9 protein-coding genes and 2 tRNA genes are annotated in these 6,602 nt (G+C 42.6%); 5 read left to right on the top strand and 6 right to left on the bottom strand.

Annotated features, from left to right (window positions below; translation table 11 throughout):
• Positions 1-58: 58 nt before the first annotated feature.
• The 3 genes from VIN08_RS27150 to VIN08_RS27140 form a co-directional block, all read right to left on the bottom strand.
• A tRNA-Leu gene (locus VIN08_RS27150) sits at positions 59-142 on the bottom strand.
• Between the two features lie 75 nt (positions 143-217).
• The gene (gene crcB, locus VIN08_RS27145) at positions 218-598 is read right to left on the bottom strand and encodes a fluoride efflux transporter CrcB (protein ID WP_331972567.1); all 381 of its coding nucleotides are present in this window, start codon (positions 596-598) and stop codon (positions 218-220) included.
• Between the two features lies 1 nt (position 599).
• Positions 600-671 (bottom strand) — tRNA-Thr (locus VIN08_RS27140).
• 78 nt (positions 672-749) lie between these two features.
• On the opposite strand from VIN08_RS27140, the gene VIN08_RS27135 reads away from it, so the two are divergent.
• The 4 genes from VIN08_RS27135 (at position 750) to VIN08_RS27120 (ending at position 2,946) form a co-directional block, all read left to right on the top strand.
• A complete protein-coding gene (locus VIN08_RS27135) occupies positions 750-1,190 on the top strand; it encodes an Rrf2 family transcriptional regulator (protein ID WP_331972564.1) in 441 nt (146 codons plus the stop codon).
• A gap of 95 nt (positions 1,191-1,285) precedes the next feature.
• On the top strand, positions 1,286-1,918 hold the full coding sequence (locus VIN08_RS27130; RefSeq protein WP_331972561.1) for a peroxiredoxin: 633 nt from the start codon (positions 1,286-1,288) through the stop codon (positions 1,916-1,918).
• 241 nt (positions 1,919-2,159) lie between these two features.
• On the top strand, positions 2,160-2,303 hold the full coding sequence (locus VIN08_RS27125; protein WP_331972558.1) for a hypothetical protein: 144 nt from the start codon (positions 2,160-2,162) through the stop codon (positions 2,301-2,303).
• Positions 2,304-2,424: 121 nt separating this feature from the next.
• Positions 2,425-2,946, top strand: a complete 522-nt coding sequence (locus VIN08_RS27120; protein WP_331972556.1) for an N-acetyltransferase — start codon at positions 2,425-2,427, stop codon at positions 2,944-2,946.
• 9 nt (positions 2,947-2,955) lie between these two features.
• Here VIN08_RS27120 and VIN08_RS27115 read toward each other — a convergent pair whose 3' ends face one another.
• Positions 2,956-3,810 (bottom strand): transglutaminase-like domain-containing protein, encoded by an 855-nt coding sequence (locus VIN08_RS27115; RefSeq protein ID WP_331972553.1) that lies wholly within the window; start codon positions 3,808-3,810, stop codon positions 2,956-2,958.
• 204 nt (positions 3,811-4,014) lie between these two features.
• On the opposite strand from VIN08_RS27115, the gene VIN08_RS27110 reads away from it, so the two are divergent.
• Positions 4,015-4,713, top strand: a complete 699-nt coding sequence (locus VIN08_RS27110) for an SIMPL domain-containing protein (RefSeq protein WP_331972551.1) — start codon at positions 4,015-4,017, stop codon at positions 4,711-4,713.
• A gap of 214 nt (positions 4,714-4,927) precedes the next feature.
• Here the strand turns inward: VIN08_RS27110 and VIN08_RS27105 are convergent, their stop codons facing one another.
• Positions 4,928-5,344, bottom strand: a complete 417-nt coding sequence (locus VIN08_RS27105) for a helix-turn-helix transcriptional regulator (protein ID WP_331972549.1) — start codon at positions 5,342-5,344, stop codon at positions 4,928-4,930.
• Between the two features lie 130 nt (positions 5,345-5,474).
• Positions 5,475-6,602, bottom strand: a 1,128-nt coding sequence (locus VIN08_RS27100) for an acyl-CoA carboxylase subunit beta (protein WP_331972547.1), incomplete at its 5' end; no start/stop codon positions are given.

Below are 6,602 nucleotides of genomic sequence, written 5' to 3'. Positions count from 1 at the left end.
CCGCTGTTTTCGAAGGTACGAACCAACGGCTCAACGTTATCTATCTTTTAAACAAATGTGCCCAGGACTGGACTCGAACCAGCACACCGGTTAAGGCACTACCCCCTCAAAGTAGCGTGTCTACCAATTTCACCACCTGGGCAAGGTTGGCGTTGTAGAGTTTTTCCTCTGGTGAGGGGCGACAAAAGTAAGAAAGCTTTGCTGATTAACAAAACTCTTATAAAAATCGGCTTAACCAAATACCAATCACCAGTGCCAGGATACCCGTTGCCAGGCTGGCGCCTATATATAGCAGTGAAGTGCCCGCCATCTTCTGGTTAAAAAGACTGACACTTTCCCACGCCAGGCTTGAGAAGGTAGTATATCCGCCACAGAAGCCAACACCTAAAAATAACTTTACATCCTCGTTCATATCCGTCTTGCGCAGCGCAAGTCCATATACCAGGCCGAGTATAAATGAGCCAACAATGTTAACGGTAAGGGTACCGTACGGAAAAGCAGCTTGAATTTTTTCGCTGACAGATCGTACCGTTGCGTACCGCGCTATGCTTCCAAGCAAGCCACCGCTACCTACTAAAAAGAATTTATAAAAGTCCATGAGCCGAGAATGGGAATTGAACCCACGACCTGTCGATTACGAATCGACCGCTCTACCCCTGAGCTATCCCGGCAGTGCGAAGAAGGGCTAATCAAAATTAAGCGAGAGAAGGTAACTACAAAATCGCTAAATCCATTAAATTGTCCCAGTTATGCTATCGAAGAAATGTAAATACGCCATTCATGCCTTAGTGCACATGGCGCGTGAACCGGAAGGGAAATTTCTTATCAAAGACATTTCAGACGCCTGTAACATTCCCAAAAAATTCCTGGAAGCTATACTGCTCGACCTGAAGCGCGCAGGTATTTTAGGAAGTAAACAAGGCAAGGGAGGAGGATACTTTCTGCGCATGAAACCCGCAGAAGTAAATCTCGCAGAAGTAGTGCGGCAGTTTGATGGAGCCATTGCGCTCGTATCTTGTGCTGCCCATAAATTTTATGAGCCTTGTGCTGAATGTGAAGATGAAGAGACCTGTACCGTACATGATGCCTTTCTGCAAATAAGAAATGCCACCGTTGAAATGTTAAAAGCTGATACCCTCGAATCGCTCGTGAAGAAAGAAGCGAAACTGAAAGCCCGCAAAAAGCGTTAAGCCATTACGTAAAAATTTCATTAAACTCTATTACATCAATAGAGATTGAGTAATTTTAGATTCAATTATTTGTTTCACTAAAAACACGATCGATTATGTCACTACGATTAGGCGATGTAGCTCCCGATTTTACAGCCGAAACTACACAAGGAACTATCAAGTTTCACGAATGGCTTGGCAATAGCTGGGGAATTTTATTTTCACACCCCGCAGATTTTACACCCGTATGTACTACCGAACTCGGCTCTATGTCGAAGTTAAAACCAGAGTTTGATAAGCGTAACGTAAAAGTTCTCGCGATCAGTGCAGACCCACTCGAATCTCACCTGAAATGGATTGGCGATATTAATGAAACACAGAACACCTCAGTGAATTATCCGTTGATTGCTGACCCTGAATTTAAAGTAGCAAACCTCTACGGCATGGTGCATCCGGCTGTTGATAAATTTACGGTTCGCTCGGTGTTTGTGATCGGCCCCGATAAAAAGATAAAACTCACCATCACGTATCCTGCTTCTACCGGAAGAAACTTCGATGAGATCCTTCGTGTGGTAGATAGCTTGCAACTTACTGCTAACTATAGCGTGGCAACACCTGCCAACTGGAAACATGGTGAAGACGTAATCATCACAGCTGCAGTAAAAGATGAAGATATAGCAGGCAAATTTCCGAAAGGTCACAAGCGCATCAAGCCATACCTGCGCACTACACCACAGCCGAATCTGTAATTGAAAATATACTTTATAAAAGCTCCTGCGCTTCTGGCCGGGAGCTTTTTTGCGTTTATAGACCTTCCTGCAAAAAACAACGGTCAGGCCACTGTTCCTGGCGATGATCCTGTCGGATTTGAAGATAAACCGGCCCAATTGCCGCCTTAACGGGGAAACCATTGGAAAACAAAAATCGTATTCCAATAAAAACATAGGGGTAAACGACTACCTAAGTGTCATGGAATAAAATGAGGGAACTATGGAAAACAACATTAATCTTTCAATCTTGTCTAATCCTTATCTCCGGCAATTCTCTATTGCGCAGAGGAATCTCAATAAACTGATTGAAGAAGAACGATTGCAAAAGCGTATACGCAAGAGCAAGCGCCAGGCCCGCGATTAACAGCGAGCCTTGTATAGCTATATATAGATTTTCGTGTGGGTGGCATATTGAACGCTGCAAAAGTGTAGTATTTTGCGAGCGCAATCGAGAGCATCTATAGCTCTTGTAAATTACATATACTATGCATATCCGTACAGGCGCCCCCGATGATCTTCACAGGATCATTAAACTATATAAGGAAGTTGCCAAAGTAAAAGGCGGAATCGCGCGACTCGAACAGGAGATTACCGAAGAGTATGTTCAGAATTTTCTCAGCAAGAGTTTAGCGTCCGGATTAATATTAGTGGCGATTCATCCGGATGATCCGGATAGTTTGATAGGAGAGATGCACGCCTACAAACCGGGGCTTCATGTATTCAATCATTTATTCTCCGATCTTACTATTGCTGTGCATCCGGATTTTCAGGGAAGGAAAGTAGGGCGTACACTCTTCACTATATTTCTGGAAGAAGTAGCCCGTCATCATACCGATATAGGCAAAGTAGAATTGATAACACGCGAAGGCAACCACCGGGCTATTGCTTTTTATCAGTCGCTCGGATTCAAGATAGAAGGCCGTATGGAGATGCGCATCAAAACTCCGGAAGGTATATATGAAGCCGATATACCGATGGGCTGGCAGAACCCGAACTTCGAATTTTAAGTATATATTTTAAACACCGAGGTCAGCACCATCGGCAATGATGAGGAGCAGCTCTTTTACTTCTTCAGCTTTAGCGTGCTCGCCCATTTTATCGAACGACATAATCAGATTTCTGAAAACCCTGCGGATAATCTCGAGGTTAGAACAAGGCTCGAAGAACGATGACTGTGGTGCCAGGCGAAGTTCACTGATATAGTTCTCTATATCCTGCTTCGAAAAGATCAGCCCTTTATTAAACGCGTTAATATAGAATTGTGTGTGACGCTCATCTTTATAGGTGAGCACAAACAGGTTCGGAAGATTTACGCCATATACCGGCAGCTTTAGCTTCTGCGATACCAGCAGATATACAACGCACAATGTGATAGGATTTCCCTTTCGTGTTTCGAGCACCACGTTAAACATGGAATTTCCGGGTGAATGGAAATTCTTGGTGTTGGCACCGAACTTGAGTTTGTTGAACAACACACTGTTTACCACCTTGATCTGATCGAACGGATACAGATCGGGCTTGAACTCAAGCCATGTTTCGTAGTAGATCTGTTCAAGTTCCTGTTTGAGTTTGATAAGCTCGAGGTCAGGATACTGATACGTTGCTATAAGCCACATGCCTGTGAGCAGATCCTGCTCAGGCGAATCATACCATTCTTTGATACGCTCTTTTAGTAATTCGTATTGCAGTGCATGGATCAGTTCTTCAATTCTGCGCTGTACCTGCGGATTAAAATTGCTTTCCCACTCCTGTTCGAGGAAAGGTATAATGGATGTACCCAACGAACGAATTTTCTCCTCTACATGGGAAACGATCTGCACATCTTCGTCATCGAGCAGAGATACAAGCGCTTTTAATTCGGTGTCTTTCAAAATTGATTCAATGATCTTCGCTAAAGTAAAAACTTTACGGCATATTCTATACCTGCCCGAATAATGCACTGAAAAAAATTAAGTTGTTCCCCACTTTTTATGCGCTTTGTGTGTCTAACCAACGCTCTGCCGGAAACAAAACATCTGGAATATTTTTTGATTAAAGGTAAGAGGACCCACATTATTCATTTAAAAACTACAATCATGAAGTCGAACGTTTTATTTTCTGTTTTCCTTTTCATTAGCACCATCACATTTGCGCAGGAAGGATTTAAAGGAGAGCATTTTATTGAAGTAACAGGAACAGCAAAACAGGAAATTGATCCCAATGAAATTTATGTTAGCGTACAACTGAAAGAGTTTGAAGAGAGCCGCGAGAAAGTATTGCTGGAAAAACTCGATAAAGAATTTTGGGAAGCAGTGAAGGCCGCAAACATCGATCGTAAAAAAGTTGAGCTTGCTAATGCCGGATCACAATTCGGAAAGTTAGGCCGCAAAGAGAAAGATGCCTTCCGCGAAAAAACGTATCAACTGAAACTTAGCAGCGGTGCCGAGCTTGAAAATTTACTCGCGAAGATTGAGCCGGTAAAAGTAAACCAGGTGATGATCACCAAAGTAACGCACTCTGACATTGAGAAATTCAGACTTGATCTGAAGATAAAAGCATTGCAGGCAGCGAAAGCAAAAGCCGATGCTCTTGTAAAATCAATTGGTTCTGAAATCGGTAAACCTTTAATGGTGCGTGAGTTCGAGAACTACTATCCGATGGCAAACGAAAATGTAATGATCCGTGGTAAAGTAAGTTTTGACGGAGCTGCCGGAGACGTTGCAGAGGACGATGCCACAGCGTTCAGAAAAATTACCTTGCAGGCGCAGGTAACAGCGCAGTTCGAAATCAAATAATATATAGGTATATATTAAAATAAAGAAGCCCGGGTTTTTAACGCGGGCTTCTTTTGTTGTGAAGATTTACAGTTAAATCCAAAAACATATCATCGTCTATACTATTCCAACTGCCTGCCAATTTTAGAGTCTTTTTCTTTGCTTTGGCTTGAACAGCAGACTTGCGCTTGCTTATTCTTATTGAATAATCTCTTCCCCATTTGTCGTGCATTGATCATTTATTTTCCAGAAGTTTTTTTAAAAAAACAATCTTGTCTTCCTTCTCTTTCAGCAATGCTTCATATAATTTTTTATTTTCCTTTACCTCATTGATATACTCATCAAGCGGGTTGAAATTGCAATTGTTATAATGATTACTCTGATTGGCTGTAGGAGCGGAGGCAGAATCGTAATTATTATTCTGTATGTTATAGATAATGGATTCTTCAGAGAAGTTCTTTATAGCTTCGGGAGTAAGGCCTAACGCTTTCGCGATGCGGGTTAACGTAGTGTCTTCAATTTGTTCACTCTGTTCCAGCTTGGATACGGCTTGCTGACTTATACCTAATTCTTCAGCTAACGTTTCTTGTTTCATGCCACGCAATTCACGCAGGCGTGCTACTTTTCTTCCGAGGTGTAATTTATCAGTCATAATTCAAATGTAAAAAATATTGAATAGGTAAAAAACAACCGTGGTTGTTGAATACAGCCTAATCCAAACTCTTCTCCAAAGAAGAAGGACTTTAAGTTCCTCTCCACCTAAGAGGGTTTTAGAGTGCTAACTATGTCTGTATAACACCCACATTAAATTTCTCTATCGGTGCATGGTTCGCAGCTTCTATACCCATCGATATAACTTTGCGTGTTTCTAATGGATCGATCACGTCATCTACCCAAATGCGAGAGGCTGCATAGTATGGACTGAGTTGTTCGTTATAGCGATCGGTAATTTCCTTGAGTAATTTTTCTTCTTCTTCCGGGCTGATCGTTTTGCCCTGAGCCTTTAATGTACTCACACGAATCTGCAGTAATGTTTTTGCTGCCGATGCTCCGCTCATCACCGCGATCTGTGCAGTAGGCCAGGCAACGATCAAACGCGGATCGTAGGCTTTACCACACATCGCATAATTACCTGCTCCATACGAGTTGCCTATAATGATAGTAAATTTAGGCACGGTAGAATTAGCCATCGCGTTCACCATCTTGGCGCCATCTTTAATTATACCGCCATGCTCTGCTTTACTGCCCACCATAAAGCCACTCACATCCTGTAAAAATACCAATGGAATTTTTCGCTGGTTGCAGTTCATAATAAAGCGTGCGGCTTTATCGGCAGAGTCGGAGTATATAACACCGCCCATCTGCATCTCGCCTTTTTTAGTCTTTACTACTTTGCGTTGGTTGGCAATTATACCCACAGCCCAACCATCAATGCGCGCAGTGCCACACACCAGACTTTTACCATATAAAGCTTTATACTCATCGAACTCTGAATTATCAACGAGTCGTTTGATGATCTCTACAATATCATAAGGCTTTACGCGATCTACCGGCATTAATCCATATAGCTCTTGCGGATTGAGAACAGGTGGTTGAGGCTTGGCGCGATCGAAGCCTGTCTTTTCACTTAATCCAAACTTGTCAAACAACGAACGTATATACTCTATACATGCCTGGTCGCTTGGAAATTTATTATCGGTAACTCCGGATATTTCACAGTGAGTAGTGGCACCACCTAATGTTTCGTTATCTATATCTTCGCCTATAGCGGCCTTTACCAGATACGAACCCGCGAGGAAGATTGATCCTGTTTTATCAACGATCATCGCTTCGTCTGACATGATGGGTAAATATGCACCACCGGCAACACAACTTCCCATGATGGCGGCAATCTGTACTATACCCATGGC

This window comes from Ohtaekwangia sp., from assembly GCF_036568665.1.
In the GTDB taxonomy this organism is placed as follows: domain Bacteria; phylum Bacteroidota; class Bacteroidia; order Cytophagales; family Cyclobacteriaceae; genus Ohtaekwangia.
The sequence above is the reverse complement of the archived record's forward strand: the minus strand, read 5'-3'. Positions and strand labels throughout refer to the sequence as shown.